Genomic DNA, 14451 nt, shown 5'->3' with positions numbered 1-14451 from the left:
CGGGAAAAGGTGAGCTGAACATGAATGATGAAGAGAAAGGATTCGATAGCATGACGAAATTAACCGATCAAGAAAAAAGTCAAATCTCTCCCAAGCTGCAAGATACCGAAAAATTTTTTCGAGATCATATTGGCTTAGGAACAAGCTTTGATTTAGGCGTGCGCAAATTTATGCTTCTCGGAAAACAAGTGCATTTATATTATGTGACAGGACTTTGCGATTCACTTTATGTCATCGAACTGATCAAGGAGCTTTTGAAAATCAATGATCATGAAACGGAAGCCAATCGTTTAAAGGAAATTGTCAAAAACCGTCTCGTTCATCAGCAAGTAACATTGGTTCAAACGCTTGATGAAGCAGTCGATCAAGTGTTGTCAGGCTTAGTCGTTTTTTTTGTCGAAGACAGCGATTTTGCTTTTGTTGTCGATGTCCGCAACTATCCTGGAAGACAGCCGGAAGAGCCGGATACGGAAAAAGTGATTCGCGGCGCACGTGACGGTTTTGTGGAAAATATCGTTGTCAACACGGGACTGATTCGGAGAAGAATAAGGGACGAACGTCTGAGATATGAAATCATGAAAATCGGCGAGCGATCAAAAACCGACATTGCGATCGCGTATTTGGAAGATGTGGCGGATCCAGGATTAATTGAAGTGATCAAAAAGGAGTTAAAAACGATAAAAATTGACGGGCTTCCAATGGCAGATAAAACAATTGAAGAATTTTTAGTAAAGCAAGGCTTTAATCCGTTTCCGCTTGTCCGCTATACGGAAAGAGCGGATGTCGCTGCAGTTCATTTGCTGGAAGGACATGTCATTATTCTTGTTGACACGTCCCCGAGTGTCATTATTACGCCAACTACTTTTTTTCACCATGTTCAGCACGCCGAAGAATACCGTCAGGCGCCAGCGGCCGGAACGTTTGTCAGATGGGTGCGCTTTTTTGGCATGCTAGCTTCTATTTATTTGCTTCCTCTTTGGATGCTGTATGTAGTGCAGCCGTCTTTACTGCCGGAGGCTATATCTTACATCGGACCAAACAAAGAAAAAAATATTCCGATTGTTGTTCAAATTTTTCTTGCTGACATAGGGATTGAGCTTTTAAGAATGGCAGCCATTCATACACCGACAGCTCTTTCAGTGGCGATGGGTTTAATTGCAGCAGTTCTCATAGGACAAATTGCCATCGATGTCGGTTTGTTTTCGCCGGAAGTTATTTTGTACGTTTCCATTGCGGCGGTCGGTACTTTTGCAACCCCGAGCTATGAATTGAGCGTAGCCAATAAAATCGTTCGTTTTGTATTGCTGCTATTAGTAGTGATCTTTAAAGTGCCCGGATTAGTGATCGGCTGCACACTGTTCATCCTTTTCCTTGCCAGCATTCGATCGTTAAATACGCCTTATTTATGGCCGTTTATCCCTTTTAATCCTCAAGCCTTTTGGCAGATCATCGTCAGATCGTCGGTGCCTCATATAAAAGTAAGGCCAAGCATTGTTCATCCGCAGAACGTAAAAAAGCAGCCTTAAAAAAATTTGAAAGAGAAAATGTTTTATGGTAATGTATTTTTAACTTTTACGTTCACGAAAGCGGGGGCTAGTCTTTGTATTTACAGGGAACAAGTAAAATCAACCAGTTAGGGCATTTAGAAATCGGCGGTGTCGATACAGTTGAACTTGTCAAACAGTATGGGACACCGTTATATGTATACGATGTCGCACTCATTCGCGAACGAGCCCGTTCTTTTAAAAATACATTTGAATCATTAGGAGTTCCATATCAAGTTGCTTATGCAAGCAAAGCCTTTTCTTCCATTGCAATGGTGCAGCTTGCAAATGAGGAAGGGCTTTCTCTTGATGTCGTTTCAGGCGGTGAACTGTATACGGCATTAAAAGCAGGATTTCCTCCGGAAAAAATTCATTTTCATGGAAACAATAAAAGCATCGACGAGCTTGCAATGGCTCTGGAGGCAAATATCGGTTGCATTGTGATTGATAATTTTTATGAAATTGATGTTTTATCTTCTCTTTGCCGGCAAATGAATAAAAAAGTTGCGGTATTGCTTCGCGTTACACCGGGCGTCGAGGCACATACACATGATTACATTACAACCGGGCAGGAAGATTCGAAATTTGGATTCGACCTTCATAATGGTCAAATCGAAAAAGCGATTGAGCTTGTAAAAAATCAATCGCATTTACAGCTATTAGGAATCCATTGCCATATCGGTTCGCAAATTTTTGGCACTGAAGGATTTGTTTTAGCAGCAGGAAAGATTTTTGGGAAAATTTCTATTTGGAAAGAGAAGTTTCAGTTTGTTCCGAAAGTTGTAAACTTAGGGGGAGGATTCGGAATTCGATATACGAAAGAGGATGATCCTCTGCCAATGAATGTATATGTTGAAAAAATGGTGGAAGTTGTGAAAGAACACTCTGAGAAGCTTCAAATTCCTCTCCCTGAAATATGGATTGAGCCAGGACGCTCTCTCGTCGGGGATGCAGGAACAACCTTGTACTCGATAGGATCTCAAAAGGTCGTCCCTAACATTCGCAAATATGTTGCGGTGGACGGAGGCATGAGCGACAACATCCGGCCTGCTTTGTACCAGGCAAAATACGAGGGGGCTCTTGCCAACCGGATGAATGACGAATGTTCTGAGACTGTATCGATTGCTGGAAAATGCTGCGAAAGCGGGGACATGCTCATTTGGGATTTATCCCTTCCTACCGTAAAAGCAGGCGATATATTAGCTGTTTTTTGTACGGGAGCTTACGGATATTCTATGGCAAATAATTATAACCGGATCGCTCGGCCTGCTGTTGTATTTGTTGAAAACGGCGAAGCGAGACTTGTCGTCAAAAGGGAAACATACGAGGATTTAGTCAGTCTCGATTTGCCTTTAAAAGCGGAAGTCGGTCAACCGTAAACGAAAAACGGCGTCTCAACATTAGTTGAAGACGCCGTTTTCATTATTGGAAAAACGATGCGATGGCATCAATGATCGAAGAAAAGAATTCTTTCAATTTTTGCAAAAAGCTTTGTCCTTCTTCGGATTCGAGAAATTTAGAAATTTTGTCTTTTGCTTTGTCAAGCTGGTTTCCGACTTCATCCCAATTGATATTGACGTTAATCATATTGTTAAATAAGAGGATTAAATTGTTTATATCATCTTCGGAAAGATTTATTTGCAAATCTTTTGCTGCTTGTTCAATCATTTCTCTTAACTCTTGGTCATTTTTCGGAACGCCGTTTTCGGACATCTGTTCTTTTACTTTTGCAATTAATGCCGAAGCATTTTCGTCACCAATCTTATCTCCAAGCTTTGCTGTTTCCACCAGCTCTTGGTTGGCGACCTGTTTCACGTCTTCAGGGATCGCTTTATCAGTCGAAACTTCATAAGCTTTTATCAACCCTGTTAAAGCGGCTGTTCCGGAAACTTCAAAAGGCGCGGTGACATAAACATTTGCATCTTTGACACCAGCTGTCATGAGCGCATTTAAGTACATTTCATCCGTGACCCAGTTTATGTTGTTTGTTTGGACTTCTAAACCAGATCCCTTTTTCTCAATTTGTATTTTGGAAGAAGAAATCGCTTTTGAACCGATTTGCGCTTTCGGAATATAATCCCCTAAATATTTGTGCTCCTCTTCGTTTGTCACGGTGACCGTTTGCACGTTATCTGGTACGCCCATTTCCTTTAAGAGATCCTGCTTTTGCTGCTCCGTTAAATCGCTGCCTAACGTGACAATAACATCTCCAACGACAGAATCAGCAAAACTAGTAGTTGGTGTTGCCAACCCAATAGCAAGTAATATGGATAAAACGATTTTTTTCATCACTTAACCTCCTAAGCGAACATGACTTCGAATATATGATTATAGAGTGCAAAAACTTTCAACCATTTAAGACGTATATATATACTAAAACGTTTCATCTGTATTTTATGTTTTACTCTATGATAAAATAAAGAGAAAATTTTTTCATGAAAGGGAGCTGTTTTATGAGCAAAAAAGGCTACATTTTAATGGAAAACGGAGAAAAAATTGAATTTGAGCTTTTTCCGAATGAAGCTCCAAATACAGTGAAGAACTTTGAAAAACTTGCGAATTCAGGCTTTTATGACGGTTTGACTTTTCATCGTGTTATTCCAGGGTTTGTAAGCCAAGGCGGATGTCCGAATGGCAACGGCACTGGTAATGCAGGATATACGATCAAATGCGAAACAGATGGCAATCCACATAAACATGTAACCGGCGCCATTTCTATGGCTCACGCAGGCAGGGATACAGGCTCTTGTCAATTTTTTATCGTTCATGAACCTCAGCCTCACTTGGATGGAGTTCATACTGTTTTTGGCCAAGTAACTTCAGGCATGGAAACTGTGTTGAGCATGAAAAACGGAGATGTAATGAAAAAAGTAGAAGTGTATGAAAATTAAATTCCTCTTTCAAATAGAAAGGGATGTACAAAATGAGAATGAAAAACTGGATATTATTTATTGTTCTTGTTGTATTGAGCATTATTTGGGGACTCGTCTATTGGATGTTCATTGCTGACTAGCTGAATACCGCTCAGCTTTAGTTGATAATATAATTTTTGTAGATGCGGTCAAGTGTAGGAGAGAAATAATCGATAAAAAGGCACTTTTTCATATTGTTCAAAGATTGCTTTCTTGACAGAAGACCGTTTGAAGGGAGATAATAGTAAAATAATTGGCTGTTTTCTTCAGCTTTGTTTTTTTTTCAAAAACTCGTGAATGCTTCAAAATGGAAGGTGGGAAGCAAGAGGAAGCAGCCGTTTTTCCCATTGAAAATAACATAAAATGAATGATGCATCCTTCGGGGCAGGGTGAAATTCCCGACCGGCGGTGATAAAAGCTTTTAAGCTTTTTTAGCCCGTGACCCGCATTGGCGGAACGCCTTTGCGGTGGATCTGGTGAAAATCCAGAGCCGACAGTATAGTCTGGATGGGAGAAGGATCACTTTTGAAGGTGAGGAGTATAAACTGTTCAAAAAGAACAGATTTTATACTCTTATTTGAGTATACCTTCTTTTCGTTAAAGTGATCATCAAGCCCTGGGGGAACAAACCCGGGGCTTTTGTTTTGAAATCAACAAAAGGGAGGTGTGTCCTTTATGAATGACGAAAAATGGATGGAATTTGCCTTTCAGCTAGCGAAACAAGCAATCGGCCAAACGAGCCCTAACCCGTTGGTGGGAGCGGTCGTTGTGAAGGATGGGGAACTGATCGGGTTTGGAGCGCATTTAAAGGCTGGGGAACCCCATGCGGAAGTTCATGCTTTAAATATGGCTGGGGAAAAGGCAAAAGGTGCAACGCTGTACGTCACGCTTGAACCTTGCAGCCATTTTGGCAAAACTCCTCCCTGCTCTGAGCTTATTATCAAAAGAGGGATTAAACGGGTCGTTGTAGCTGCTTTGGATCCGAATCCTCTCGTAAGTGGACGCGGTGTGAAAGCTTTGCAAGATGCTGGAATCGATGTGGAAGCCGGGATATTGCAAAAAAATGGACATGAACTTAACAAAGTTTTCTTTCATTACATTCAAACAAACACTCCGTTTGTCACATTAAAATATGCCGCAACATTCGATGGGAAAATTGCTACAAAAACAGGTGACAGCAAGTGGATTACCGGAGAGGAAGCAAGACAGGATGTGCACCGTTACAGAGAAATACACGACGGCATTTTAGTGGGTGTTAATACAATTATAAAAGACAATCCAAGTCTGACTTGTCGGCTGCCGGATCGCAAACGAACACCGATACGGATTATTTTAGATACCCATCTGCGAATTCCGCTGGATGCCAATGTGATAACTGACAAGGAAGCAGAAACTTGGGTCATTTGCCAAGATGGGGATCTCAATAAAAAAGCGGAACTGAAAAAATTAGGAATAGAAGTGTTGACTTTACATGATCAATGGAATATCCCAAATATTTTAAAAATATTAGGCGAGCGAGGCATCACCTCCCTGTTCGTTGAAGGAGGAGCAAGAGTCCATGCTTCATTTTTAAAAGCGGAAGCAGTGAATGAATTAATCGTGTATTTTGCACCCAAAATATTGGGAGACCCTGAAGGAATATCAGCCGTCATGGGCGATGAAGCATTAAAGATGAGCATGGCACATTCATTTGAAATTCAGTCCGTTACGAAAATAGGAGAAGATGTGAAAATTGTCTCCGTTCCGAAAAGAGGTGGACAAGATTGTTTACTGGAATCATTGAAGAAATAGGGGAAATCAAATCAGTAAAAGGAACGAATCAAGCAGTAATTTTAGAAATTTATGCAAAAAACATTTTGCAAGATGTAAAAATAGGCGACAGCATTGCCGTCAACGGAGTCTGTTTAACGGTCACCGACTTTGAATCGAATTATTTTTCTGTGGATGTCATGCCTGAGACGATGGCGGCAACGACATTAGGTACATTAAAAACCGGATCAAAGGTGAATTTGGAAAGGGCAATGGCCGTTGGCGACCGATTTGGCGGCCACATCGTTTCAGGACATGTTGATGGCGTTGGCACGATCGTCAAAAAAGAAAGAAAGGAAAATGCTGTTTATTATCAAATTAAAGCTCCTAAAGATTTGCTTTATTACATGATATTAAAAGGTTCAGTTGCAGTTGACGGAACGAGTTTAACCATTTTTGGCTTAACAGAACAAACCTTTACGATTTCGATTATTCCTCACACATATTCAGAAACAATTATTGGGGAAAAGGAGATTGGCGATAAGGTCAATATTGAATGTGATTTGATCGGGAAATATTTAGAAAAGTTTGCTCGCAAAGAGGCGCCAACCGGAATTACCGTTGATTTTTTGCAAAAGCACGGTTTTTACAGTGAATAGAGGTGATAGAATAATGTTTCATTCCATTGAGGATGCCATCGCAGATTTAAAACAGGGGAAAGTGATCATTGTCGTGGATGATGAGAATCGGGAAAACGAAGGAGATTTTGTCGGTCTAGCTGAGTTTTCCACCCCTGAAATGATCAATTTTATGATTTCGAAAGGAAAAGGTCTCGTTTGTGTGCCGATCACGGAATCGTTAGCGCACCGTTTGCAGCTTCACCCTATGGTAGCGGAAAATACAGATTTGCACCAAACCGCGTTTACTGTCAGCATCGATCATCAAACAACAACGACGGGAATCAGCGCATATGAGCGAGCTAAAACGATTCAGTCGCTCATTCAGCCGGATGCAAGGGCGGAGGATTTTAAAAGACCCGGACATGTTTTCCCGTTGATTGCAAAGAACGAAGGAGTATTAAAAAGAGCCGGCCACACGGAAGCAGCCGTTGATTTGGCAAAGCTGGCAGGATGCTTTCCAGCTGGCGTCATTTGCGAAATTATTAATGAAGACGGAACAATGGCTCGGGTTCCTCAATTAAAAGAAATAGCGGAACAATACAATTTAAAAATGATCACGATTCAAGATTTAATTCAATACCGCAGAAAACGGGAGGAATTAATCAAAAAAGAAGTGGAAATCGAGCTTCCGACAGGTTTTGGCCGTTTTAAAGCCATCGGTTATACCAGCTTGTATGATGGAAAAGAGCATATTGCGCTGGTGAAGGGTGAAATTAAGCCGGAGCATCCCGTTTTAGTTAGAATCCATTCAGAATGCCTGACAGGAGACGTCTTTCATTCTCACAGATGCGACTGCGGCCCGCAGCTTCATTCTGCATTGAGTGAAATTGAAAAAGAAGGAAGCGGAATTTTGCTCTATTTGCGCCAAGAAGGCAGGGGGATCGGGCTAATAAATAAATTGAAAGCATATAAGCTTCAAGAAAAAGGTTATGATACGGTCGAAGCAAATGAGGAGCTCGGCTTTCAGCCGGATCAAAGAGAATATGCTGTTGCAGCACAGATGCTGAAGGATATTGGAGCCAAGTCTATTCGTTTAATGACAAACAATCCGAGAAAAATGAAAGAAATGCAAGAATACGGACTTGAAATATTGGAGCGGGTTCCAATTGAAATACCGGCAAACAAGGATAATGAAAAATATTTGAAAACAAAAAAATCGAAACTAGGACATCTACTTCATATTTAGCGGGAGGTTATACTAATGAGCATAAACAAAATTGAAGGACATTTAGTCGGAAAAGATTTGAAAATCGGAATTGTCGTATCAAGATTTAATGAATTTATTACAAGCAAGCTGTTAAGCGGAGCAATCGATGCTCTCATCCGCCACGGCGTTTCGGAAAGCGACATTGATGTTGCATGGGTTCCGGGGGCTTTTGAAATCCCGCTTGTATCCAAAAAACTGGCTGAGTCCAAAAAATACGATGCGGTCATTGCCTTAGGAACAGTTATCCGTGGATCCACTACGCATTACGATTACGTATGCAATGAAGCGGCAAAAGGGATTGCGAACGCTTCTCTGCAAACAGGAGTGCCGGTAATATTTGGCGTCGTCACGACGGAAAATATCGAGCAAGCGATTGAACGAGCAGGAACGAAAGCGGGCAATAAAGGCTGGGACGCAGCACTATCGGCAATTGAAATGGCAAATTTAATCAAATCCCTCGCCCAACTTTAAAGAAAACAGTTTAAAATTCATAAGAAAATGTATATAATGTTAAGAGCAATATGATAAATGGGATTCAACACCAGTTGCCCATAAAATCTTTCTTGAAAGAATGTTATATATTAACGAGGGATCCAGCATGTTAGTTCGATATAAGAAAGCTTTTGAAAAAATTGCGATGGGGCTTCTTTCCTTTATGCCGAGTGAAAAGGATTTAAAGCAGCTCCAGCAAACGATGAAAACGTATGAAAATGACGAAAATTGGCAGCTTTTCTTATGGAAGGAAGAAGATGTTATCGGAGTGATCGGCGTTGAATTGAAAGATAAAGGAATAGTGGAAATTCAGCATATTTGCGTAAACCCGTCCCATCGTCATGAAGGAATCGGCAAAAAAATGATCAATGCCGTAAAAGAGCTATATAAAGATAAACATGTTATTCCTAGCGAACAAATTCAATCCTTTTTTGAAAAATGCGACCATGAACAATTAGAAAAAGAAGAGAGCTGATCACTCTCTTCTTTTTCTTTTTTTATGCCAATTTTTCAATCTCTCCTCAATGATGTCCGTTCGATCCCTTGTTTTATGTTTATGTATTAAAAAAACGTTTGAAATATCGCTAGGCTCACCGAACGTTTTTCCTCGTTCCTTTGCTGTTGTTAAGCAAATTTCGTAAAGGTTTTGATCAAAAATCGGCAGCTGAATGCTTTTATATGGTTCTCTTTTTTGAATTCGACCAAAAGTGTTTTGTAAAATATGTAAGAGCTGTTCATCATCCAAACCGAGTTTGTTAAGAGACGCCGTTTCATTTTTTAAAATGCGAATAGCATTTTTCATCATCCGCTCAGCACCATTGAAATTTTTTCTCCTGTAATGATAAAAGCTAACGGCAATTTGTATGAGCCCGACCCAGATTTGTTTTCTCTCTTCTTTAGGATCTTTTTTCCACAATTCTTCTAAAATTTCATGACATTCAAAATAATCCCGGTCACAATGAAAATGATATAAAAACTCAATATATTCAGGTGGGTACATATTGAGAAAACTCCTTTTTTCTACTATATATGTTATAGTTTATGAAAATGGCTGCAAAAAAGAAAGTATTCATGCCTGATTTAAAAATAAACAAAATGAGCTTTGTTGAAAAAGAGTATTGGATGTATTTTTCTATTGGTCTATACTAAAAATTAGCCATTTATCGAGGGTGATGATCAGATAATGTATCTAGTAAAGTTAGAAGCTTTTGAAGGTCCGTTAGATTTGCTTTTGCATTTAATTCATCGTTTAGAAATTGATATATATGATATCCCTGTCAGCGAAATAACAGAACAGTATATGGAATATATTCACACGATGCAGGAGCTTGAGCTGGATGTTGCCAGTGAATATTTAGTGATGGCAGCCACATTATTGTCGATTAAAAGCAAAATGCTCCTTCCAAGACAGGAGGAAGAGTGGTCAGACGAGGAAATCATCGAAGAAGAGCAGTCCGATCCGAGAGATGAGCTTGTTACCCGTTTAATTGAATACAAGAAATATAAAGAAGCAGCAGTAAAGCTGAAAGAACTGGAAAGTGAACGGGCGCTTGTCTATACGAAGCCTCCAAGCGACTTGAGCGAATATTTGGAGGAAAAAGAGCCGATTTTGCAAAAAGGAAACGTAACGGTTTATGATATGATCGCTGCCTTTCAAAAAATGCTAAAACGAAAAAAAATTGAAAAGCCAATCGAACGAACCGTAGCAAAAGAAGAAATCCCGATCGAAAAACGAATGAAAGAAATGATCATGGAGCTGAAGGCATCGAAAAAGAAAAAGGAGTTTCACGATTTCTTTCCAGCTGACAGGAAGGATTATATGGTCGTGACTTTTTTAGCTTTGCTTCAGCTGATGAAAAATGAATACGTTCATGTAGAACAAGAACATAATTTTTCAGAAATTTATATTTACGGGAGTGAAAAGCTGCATGAGTTTAGGGATTATTGAATGGAAATCCATTTTGGAAGGGCTCTTATTTGCGGCTGGAGACGAAGGCCTTTCCATCAAGCAATTAACTTCCGTTCTTGAAATTGACGAAGCAACGGTTTTAAGCATTATTGAAGATTTAAAAGAGGAATACCAAAAAAAAGAACGGGGGATCGACCTTGTAGAAGTAGCAGGGGTTTACCAGCTCACAACCAAAAAGGAGCATGCACCATATTTAAAGCGGCTGATGGAAACTCCTATGAACCAATCACTCTCTCAGGCTGCGCTTGAAACATTGGCCATTATCGCTTATAAACAGCCGATTACCCGGATTGAAATAGAAGAAATTAGAGGGGTAAAGTCAGAAAGGCCGATCCGGACCCTTTTAGCGAAAGGGCTTATTCAAGAAGTCGGCAGAGAAGAGGGAGTGGGAAGAGCTATTTTATACGGAACGACAAAAGAGTTTCTTGAATATTTCGGATTAAAAACGATCGAAGAATTGCCTTCATTGACAGAGATCGAGAATGAAGAGCATTTTATTCAAGAAGAGGCAGATTTATTCTTTGAAAAATTAAATAACTTGTAAGTCGTCTCAGGCGGCAGTCTGAGACTTATTTTTATTTCACATTCTTTCAAATTCCGTTCATACGGTTGTCTTCTTTGCATAAACTTGTACAAAACGAATCGAATAAAGGGACGTGAAAGCATTAATGAACAAATGGACATCACGTATTAATGTATTCATTCTTTTTATATTGATAGGCCATTTTTTTATCCCGACAGCTCATGCAACTCATACGATTGAAGTTAGTGCAGAAAGCGCCATATTAATGGATCAGGAGAGCGGCCGGATCCTTTTTGAAAAAAACCCACATAAAAAAATGCGCATTGCAAGCATTACGAAAATCATGACGGCGATTTTAGCAATTGAATCAGGAAAAATGGATCAAAATGTGACTGTCAGTGACCGCGCTGTCCGAACTGAAGGGTCTTCCATATATCTTAAGCAAAAGCAAAAGGTGAAGCTGGAAGATTTGGTTTATGGTCTTATGCTAAGGTCCGGAAATGACGCTGCGGTGGCGATTGCTGAATTTGTCGGAGGCAGTTTAGATGGTTTCGTATTTATGATGAACGAAAAGGCGAAGGAAATCGGCATGACAAATTCTGAATTTGCCAACCCGCACGGTTTGGATGATCACGAAAACCACTATTCTACCGCATATGATATGGCTCTTTTAACGAAATACGCCATGGAGAATGAAACGTTCCGCAAAATATTTGGAACAAAAGTTTATAAAAAAGACGGATTTCAGTGGAAAAATAAAAACAAACTTTTAAATTTATATGAATATTGTACAGGCGGTAAAACCGGGTACACAAAGAGGGCAAATAGAACATTAGTCTCCACTGCGGAAAAAGATGATTTACATTTAATTGCTGTTACGCTAAATGCTCCCGATGATTGGAACGACCATATGTCGATGTTTAACAGCGCGTTCAGCGAATATGATCAAGTGACGATCAAAAAAGAAGGATACCTTGCCATTGACAACAAGTTTTACAAAGACCGCATCTTCATTAATCGCGACATTGTTTATCCGCTGATGGAGGAAGAAAAAAACAAAATAAACATCCGTTTATTCCTAGCAAAACCGAAGGCTTCGTGGAAGAACCATCCTGAAAAGGTTCCAGAAAAAGTAGGAACATTGAGAGTGTTGCTCGATGGCGAAACGATTGAAGAAGTGCCGATCTATTTTGAAAACGGTGATGTAGAGCCTCCGCATGGCTGGTTTGGAAAGATGATCGATCTATTTTTTGATATGCTGGGTGTTTCCGCATGATTCATATTATTTGGGTTGCCTTAACTTTGATCGGCGTCGTATTTGCAATGTTCAACGGAACAATGGAGGAAGTGAATAAAGCCGTCTTTTCAGGTGCAAAAGAGGGTGTCACCATTGCCTTTGGCTTCATCAGCGTGCTTGTATTTTGGTTAGGCTTAATGAATATTGCTGAGAAAAGCGGTCTGTTAGAAAAGCTAGGGAATCTGTTCAAACCGCTGATGAGGAGAATTTTTCCTGATGTTCCCCCTGAGCATCCTGCGATGGGCTACATGCTGTCAAACTTGCTCGCCAATATGTTTGGGCTAGGAAACGCAGCTACACCGTTGGGAATTAAGGCGATGGAGCAGCTGAAAAAATTGAACAAAAATAAAGACCAGGCGTCCAGAAGCATGATCACCTTTCTAGCATTAAATACAACTGGATTGACTCTTGTTCCAACAACTGTAATTTCTATACGAATGACATACGGTTCGCATAATCCGACTGATATTGTCGTGCCAACGCTTCTGTCGACTTTCTTTGCTACCATAGCCGCTATTATGATTGACCGCTATTTTTACTATTTACGAAAAAGAAAAGGAGAATAACGATGGTGTTCATTAGTGCTGTTTCGATATGGCTGATCCCATTGATCATCGGTTTTATTTTGTTGTACGGGACTTTTAAACGCATTCCAACTTATGAAGCGTTTGTTGAAGGTGGAAAAGAAGGAATCGAAATTTCTTTTTCCATTATTCCGTATCTTGTCGGCATGCTCGTGGCAGTGTCTGTTTTTCGCGCTTCAGGGGCTCTCGATTTTTTTATGGACCTGTTAAAACCGATGTTTCAAGCTATCCACGTCCCGGCGGAAATTGTTCCGCTGGCGTTAATTCGGCCCATCTCTGGAACAGCTTCGTTAGGAATTATGAGCGATTTAATTTCAATGCATGGAGCGGATTCGTTGATCGGCCGACTGGCAGCCACCATGCAAGGGAGCACAGACACGACTTTGTATATCATTACAGTATATTTCGGTGCTGTTGGGATCAAGCGAATGGGCGATGCGATAAAGGTTGGGCTGCTGGCGGATTTTGCAGCCATCCTTTCTTCCATAATAATTGTTACGCTCCTTTTCGGTTAAGCTTTAATGAGCTTAGCTTTTTTATTTGCAAAAAAATAAATGCGTTCATCTTGTGTAACCAGACCGAAAGAAGGTAATATTTTTAGAGAGGTGAGATCAATGGAACGTTTGCAAAAGGTGATAGCGCGTTCGGGAATTGCTTCAAGAAGAAAAGCGGAGCAATTAATTTTGGACGGAAAAGTTACTGTAAATGGACAAGTTGTAACAGAGCTCGGAACAAAAGTATCTGACGAGGACAAGGTGGAGGTAAACGGGATTCCGGTAGAAAGGGAAGAACCGATTTATATTTTGTTTTATAAGCCTAGGGGAGTTATTTCGAGCGTGAAAGATGAAAAAGGGAGAAAAGTCGTCACCGATTACTTTCGAGATTTTGAGCAGCGCATCTTTCCGGTCGGCAGACTTGATTATGATACTTCAGGCCTTCTAATCCTGACAAACGATGGCGATTTTGCTAATTTGTTAATGCATCCACGATATGAAATTGATAAAGTGTATGTAGCGAAAGTTAAAGGAATTCCAGAAAGGAAAGAATTAAAACAACTGGAGCAAGGGATCATGCTGGAGGATGGAATGACAAAACCAGCAAAAGTCAAAATGCTTTCTTTAGATAAAAGAAAAAAAACGTGTATAATCGAAATTACCATTCATGAAGGAAGAAACCGGCAAATTAGAAGAATGTTTGATAAAATCGGCTATCCTGTGCTGAAGCTGAAAAGAGAACGGTACGCATTTTTAGATTTAAAAGGGCTCAATCCGGGTGCGTTCCGCGAAATTACTCCCCACGAGGTGAAGAGATTGCGGGCGCTGGCCCAGCACGGCAAGCATGCGAGAGTTTAGCCTAAAATCGGTTAAGCTTTCGCATTTATACCGACAAAACGTTGCAAACAATGTACTGCTTTAGGGGCTTACACGTTTTTATGTCACATAAACGTCAAAATTATTTTTCTGAATGAACGGAAATTCAATGATATAATAACAA

The 14451-nt window shown here is 40.2% G+C and carries 16 protein-coding genes and 1 riboswitch; of the genes, 14 read left to right on the top strand and 2 right to left on the bottom strand.

Annotation, left to right across the window (positions count from 1 at the left end):
• The first annotated feature begins 50 nt into the window (after nucleotides 1-50).
• Nucleotides 51-1526 (top strand): spore germination protein, encoded by a 1476-nt coding sequence (locus tag NSR00_RS06715; RefSeq protein ID WP_327855896.1) that lies wholly within the window; start codon nucleotides 51-53, stop codon nucleotides 1524-1526.
• A 74-nt stretch (nucleotides 1527-1600) separates the two neighbouring features.
• Nucleotides 1601-2923, top strand: a complete 1323-nt coding sequence (gene lysA, locus NSR00_RS06710) for a diaminopimelate decarboxylase (RefSeq protein WP_340787744.1) — start codon at nucleotides 1601-1603, stop codon at nucleotides 2921-2923.
• Nucleotides 2924-2966: 43 nt separating this feature from the next.
• Here the strand turns inward: lysA and NSR00_RS06705 are convergent, their stop codons facing one another.
• Nucleotides 2967-3833 (bottom strand): DUF1002 domain-containing protein, encoded by an 867-nt coding sequence (locus tag NSR00_RS06705; RefSeq protein WP_066247675.1) that lies wholly within the window; start codon nucleotides 3831-3833, stop codon nucleotides 2967-2969.
• Nucleotides 3834-3997: 164 nt separating this feature from the next.
• Here NSR00_RS06705 and NSR00_RS06700 point away from each other — a divergent pair, with 164 nt between their 5' ends.
• The 6 genes from NSR00_RS06700 (at nucleotide 3998) to NSR00_RS06675 (ending at nucleotide 9059) form a co-directional block, all read left to right on the top strand.
• Nucleotides 3998-4435, top strand: a complete 438-nt coding sequence (locus NSR00_RS06700) for a peptidylprolyl isomerase (RefSeq protein WP_063388640.1) — start codon at nucleotides 3998-4000, stop codon at nucleotides 4433-4435.
• A gap of 392 nt (nucleotides 4436-4827) precedes the next feature.
• A riboswitch (FMN riboswitch) is annotated at nucleotides 4828-4979 on the top strand.
• Between the two features lie 152 nt (nucleotides 4980-5131).
• Nucleotides 5132-6247 (top strand): bifunctional diaminohydroxyphosphoribosylaminopyrimidine deaminase/5-amino-6-(5-phosphoribosylamino)uracil reductase RibD, encoded by a 1116-nt coding sequence (gene ribD / locus NSR00_RS06695; protein ID WP_311066292.1) that lies wholly within the window; start codon nucleotides 5132-5134, stop codon nucleotides 6245-6247.
• Nucleotides 6220-6864, top strand: a complete 645-nt coding sequence (gene ribE / locus NSR00_RS06690; RefSeq protein WP_094246158.1) for a riboflavin synthase — start codon at nucleotides 6220-6222, stop codon at nucleotides 6862-6864. The genes ribD and ribE overlap by 28 nt, the downstream gene beginning before the upstream one ends.
• A 13-nt stretch (nucleotides 6865-6877) precedes the next feature.
• Entirely contained in the window at nucleotides 6878-8071 is a 1194-nt protein-coding gene (locus NSR00_RS06685; protein ID WP_063388637.1) for a bifunctional 3,4-dihydroxy-2-butanone-4-phosphate synthase/GTP cyclohydrolase II, read from the top strand.
• A gap of 21 nt (nucleotides 8072-8092) precedes the next feature.
• Nucleotides 8093-8563 carry a 6,7-dimethyl-8-ribityllumazine synthase gene (gene ribH, locus NSR00_RS06680; RefSeq protein WP_063388660.1) on the top strand — a complete coding sequence of 157 codons (471 nt, stop codon included), beginning with the start codon at nucleotides 8093-8095 and terminating at the stop codon, nucleotides 8561-8563.
• Between the two features lie 127 nt (nucleotides 8564-8690).
• Nucleotides 8691-9059, top strand: coding sequence for a GNAT family N-acetyltransferase (locus tag NSR00_RS06675; RefSeq protein ID WP_063388636.1), 369 nt, complete (start codon nucleotides 8691-8693; stop codon nucleotides 9057-9059).
• On the opposite strand, the gene NSR00_RS06670 is transcribed toward NSR00_RS06675, so the two are convergent.
• Nucleotides 9060-9584, bottom strand: coding sequence for a DUF309 domain-containing protein (locus NSR00_RS06670; protein WP_063388635.1), 525 nt, complete (start codon nucleotides 9582-9584; stop codon nucleotides 9060-9062).
• Nucleotides 9585-9767: 183 nt separating this feature from the next.
• Here NSR00_RS06670 and NSR00_RS06665 point away from each other — a divergent pair, with 183 nt between their 5' ends.
• The 6 genes from NSR00_RS06665 (at nucleotide 9768) to NSR00_RS06640 (ending at nucleotide 14309) form a co-directional block, all read left to right on the top strand.
• A complete protein-coding gene (locus NSR00_RS06665; RefSeq protein ID WP_063388634.1) occupies nucleotides 9768-10532 on the top strand; it encodes a segregation/condensation protein A in 765 nt (254 codons plus the stop codon).
• Nucleotides 10513-11097 (top strand): SMC-Scp complex subunit ScpB, encoded by a 585-nt coding sequence (gene scpB, locus NSR00_RS06660; RefSeq protein ID WP_063388633.1) that lies wholly within the window; start codon nucleotides 10513-10515, stop codon nucleotides 11095-11097. The genes NSR00_RS06665 and scpB overlap by 20 nt, the downstream gene beginning before the upstream one ends.
• 124 nt (nucleotides 11098-11221) lie before the next feature.
• The gene (locus NSR00_RS06655; protein WP_063388632.1) at nucleotides 11222-12352 is read left to right on the top strand and encodes a D-alanyl-D-alanine carboxypeptidase family protein; all 1131 of its coding nucleotides are present in this window, start codon (nucleotides 11222-11224) and stop codon (nucleotides 12350-12352) included.
• Nucleotides 12349-12939, top strand: coding sequence for a nucleoside recognition domain-containing protein (locus tag NSR00_RS06650; RefSeq protein WP_063388631.1), 591 nt, complete (start codon nucleotides 12349-12351; stop codon nucleotides 12937-12939). Before NSR00_RS06655 ends, NSR00_RS06650 begins: the two co-directional genes overlap by 4 nt.
• Before the next feature lie 2 nt (nucleotides 12940-12941).
• Complete coding sequence (locus NSR00_RS06645; RefSeq protein WP_063388630.1) at nucleotides 12942-13472, top strand: spore maturation protein; 531 nt, start codon at nucleotides 12942-12944, stop codon at nucleotides 13470-13472.
• Between the two features lie 99 nt (nucleotides 13473-13571).
• Complete coding sequence (locus NSR00_RS06640) at nucleotides 13572-14309, top strand: pseudouridine synthase (protein WP_063388629.1); 738 nt, start codon at nucleotides 13572-13574, stop codon at nucleotides 14307-14309.
• Nucleotides 14310-14451 lie beyond the last annotated feature (142 nt).

It is taken from the genome of Aeribacillus sp. FSL K6-8394, from assembly GCF_038008865.1.
GTDB classification, from domain to species: domain Bacteria; phylum Bacillota; class Bacilli; order Bacillales; family Aeribacillaceae; genus Aeribacillus; species Aeribacillus composti.
The sequence above is the reverse complement of the archived record's forward strand: the minus strand, read 5'-3'. Positions and strand labels throughout refer to the sequence as shown.

What these genes read in the sequence shown, in the direction of transcription:
- NSR00_RS06715 (WP_327855896.1), top strand. Translation starts at nt 51, where the DNA reads ATGACGAAATTAACCGATCAAGAAAAAAGTCAAATCTCTCCCAAGCTG.
- NSR00_RS06705 (WP_066247675.1), bottom strand. Translation starts at nt 3,833, where the DNA reads ATGAAAAAAATCGTTTTATCCATATTACTTGCTATTGGGTTGGCAACA.
- NSR00_RS06700 (WP_063388640.1), top strand. Translation starts at nt 3,998, where the DNA reads ATGAGCAAAAAAGGCTACATTTTAATGGAAAACGGAGAAAAAATTGAA.
- ribD (WP_311066292.1), top strand. Translation starts at nt 5,132, where the DNA reads ATGAATGACGAAAAATGGATGGAATTTGCCTTTCAGCTAGCGAAACAA.
- NSR00_RS06685 (WP_063388637.1), top strand. Translation starts at nt 6,878, where the DNA reads ATGTTTCATTCCATTGAGGATGCCATCGCAGATTTAAAACAGGGGAAA.
- NSR00_RS06675 (WP_063388636.1), top strand. Translation starts at nt 8,691, where the DNA reads ATGTTAGTTCGATATAAGAAAGCTTTTGAAAAAATTGCGATGGGGCTT.
- NSR00_RS06670 (WP_063388635.1), bottom strand. Translation starts at nt 9,584, where the DNA reads ATGTACCCACCTGAATATATTGAGTTTTTATATCATTTTCATTGTGAC.
- NSR00_RS06665 (WP_063388634.1), top strand. Translation starts at nt 9,768, where the DNA reads ATGTATCTAGTAAAGTTAGAAGCTTTTGAAGGTCCGTTAGATTTGCTT.
- scpB (WP_063388633.1), top strand. Translation starts at nt 10,513, where the DNA reads ATGAGTTTAGGGATTATTGAATGGAAATCCATTTTGGAAGGGCTCTTA.
- NSR00_RS06655 (WP_063388632.1), top strand. Translation starts at nt 11,222, where the DNA reads ATGAACAAATGGACATCACGTATTAATGTATTCATTCTTTTTATATTG.
- NSR00_RS06650 (WP_063388631.1), top strand. Translation starts at nt 12,349, where the DNA reads ATGATTCATATTATTTGGGTTGCCTTAACTTTGATCGGCGTCGTATTT.
- NSR00_RS06645 (WP_063388630.1), top strand. Translation starts at nt 12,942, where the DNA reads ATGGTGTTCATTAGTGCTGTTTCGATATGGCTGATCCCATTGATCATC.
- NSR00_RS06640 (WP_063388629.1), top strand. Translation starts at nt 13,572, where the DNA reads ATGGAACGTTTGCAAAAGGTGATAGCGCGTTCGGGAATTGCTTCAAGA.